Genomic DNA, 2,247 nt, shown 5'->3' with positions numbered 1-2,247 from the left:
GCGCGCGGCCCTGGCCTGCTATCACGCCACCCTCCCCCCTCAGGCAAGCTGGGAGGCCTGGTCCGATGACATCGACCCCCACCTGCGATTCCCCATCTCGACCACGGCTGAAGCGTGGAAGGGCAGCACGCGCCGCGCCACCGTGAGCGCATTCGGGTTTGGCGGGCTCAACGCGTTCACCGTCCTCGAGAGCGCGCCACCCAGGGCCACGGCGCGCCTCCCTGCGTCTCCCCTGCTCTTCTGCTGCGGCGCCGAGACCCCCGCTCTGCTCGATGCCCATCTCTGCGATCTCGCCACCGCCATCGAGCGCCTCGACCCCGATCTGCTTGGGGCCGCAGCCTTCACCCTCTCGGTGACCCGATCTGCATCACGCTGGCGAGCGACATTCATCGCCACGACGGCTCACGACGTGCTCGAACGCATCACCGACGCGCGACAGGCCCTGTCGACCCCAACAGATGCACCCAGGCGCGCAGGAGGCGACGGTCTGGTCGGACCTGTCTCAAACCCCCTTCCGCCGTGCTCCCGTGGGGGAGACAGCGCCTGTGGCCACAGCGACCTCTACGACATCGACGTGCCCCCGTTGCTTCGGCAAGGGCTTGCATGGTTGCAAGGGCACGCCGTCGACCTTACCGGGCTGTACCCTGAAGCCGCTCGACACATCGTCGATCTGCCCATCGCCGCGCTCGAGCGAGAGCGGTTCTGGCCCGTTGCCCCACGCCCCCAGGCCGTCTCGGACGCAGACCGCGAGGCTTCGCACGAGCGGCCGCCGCCTCCCCTGGCCTCCTCGTCCCCTTCCGCTCCCGCAGAACCCGCTCCGCGTCGTGAGCGTCCCGCAGACGCTATCGCGCGCATCGCCGCCCGCTCAGGCACCGACGTGCAGCCGTCGCACCGCCTCGTGGCCGATCTCGGGTTCGATTCGATCATGTTCGTTGAGCTGGCCACCCACCTCGCCCGGGTGCATGGCGTTCAGCCGTCGCAGGCATTCTGGGCGACTGACCCCACCGTGGCCGAGATCACCGCGCTGGTGAAAACCGACCCCACCTGTGCCTTCCCCGAACAGGTCACCATGTCGACCACGACGCACCCCTTCTTGCGTGACCATGCGCTTCAAGGCCGTCCGTTCGTTCCGCTGGCCAGCGCGCTCGATCTCTTTGCGTGGAGCCAGGGGCTCACGCCGCCCTTCGCCCTTCACGATGTGCGGGTGACCCGCGGCGTGATGGTGCGCGGCGAGACCCGGCTGCGGGTAACACGTGACGCAAACGCTCTTGCACTGCTCGAGACCCGCGGAACCCGCAACGAGGTGACGGCTTTCGAGGCCCGCATCGGCGACATGCCCGAAGCGCTTGAGCCGCTCTCCCCCGCAGGCGCCGACAGTGAGCCCGCTCCACGCACAGCGCCACCGATGCGCGATCTTGATGCCTTCTACCGCGACCACACCTTCCACGGTCCGCGCATGCGCGCCATCGCGTGCGTCACGCGCATGCAGAGCGCGTCCATCGAGGGGCGCGTGCGCACCTCCACGCCTCGCGAGGGCGCCCCCGCCGACCCGCGCGAGCGCTGGCACGTCGACCTGCACATGATCGACGGCGCCTTTCAGCTGGCCCTCTACCTGGCGGCCCACAGCCTCGACAAGGGATTGCTGCCGCAAGACATCGGGGCCTTTGTCGTGCTGTCTGCACCTGCTCCCGGCCTCGTCGACGTGCGCATCGACGTCGAAAGGCACGAGGGCGACGCGCTGTGGGCGCGATTCACCCTGTCACAGAACGGCACTCCGATCTGCTTCATGCGTGGCGTGCATGCGAAGGTGGTACCCCTCCTGACCCGTAGCCGAACGTGGCAGGTCGCCGAGGCGCAGCGGCGCATCGAGGCCTTTCCCGAGGTGCGTGAGCTCGAGGCCCGCCGCACGTCGTGGGGCACGCTCTACCCCTACTTCGAGCCCTACGACGGCGTCGCCGGGTCAGCGGTATCGGTAGGTGGGCAGCCACGAATCGCCTTCACCCACTACGACTATCTCGGCCTCAACGGACACCCGGACATCAACGCCGCCGCGCAAGACGCCATCGCGCGCCACGGCACCACGGTGGGCGCATCGCGGCTCGTGGCCGGAGAGCTCACGCTGCATCGCACCCTCGAGCAGGCGCTGGCCGATTTCCTGGGCGTCGACGACTGCGTGGCCATGGTGAGCGGCCACGCCACGAATCAATCGGTCATCAGCACCCTCGTGGGTCCCGGTGACCTCGTTCT

1 protein-coding gene is annotated in these 2,247 nt (G+C 68.8%); it reads left to right on the top strand.

Translation table 11 applies throughout. From position 1 onward, the window contains the following. A partial coding sequence (locus tag EB084_24060) for a hypothetical protein (GenBank protein NDD31338.1) occupies positions 1-2,247 on the top strand: 2,247 nt, incomplete at both ends.

The sequence above is a fragment of the Pseudomonadota bacterium genome (assembly GCA_010028905.1).
Lineage (GTDB): Bacteria > Vulcanimicrobiota > Xenobia > RGZZ01 > RGZZ01 > RGZZ01.
The sequence above is the reverse complement of the archived record's forward strand: the minus strand, read 5'-3'. Positions and strand labels throughout refer to the sequence as shown.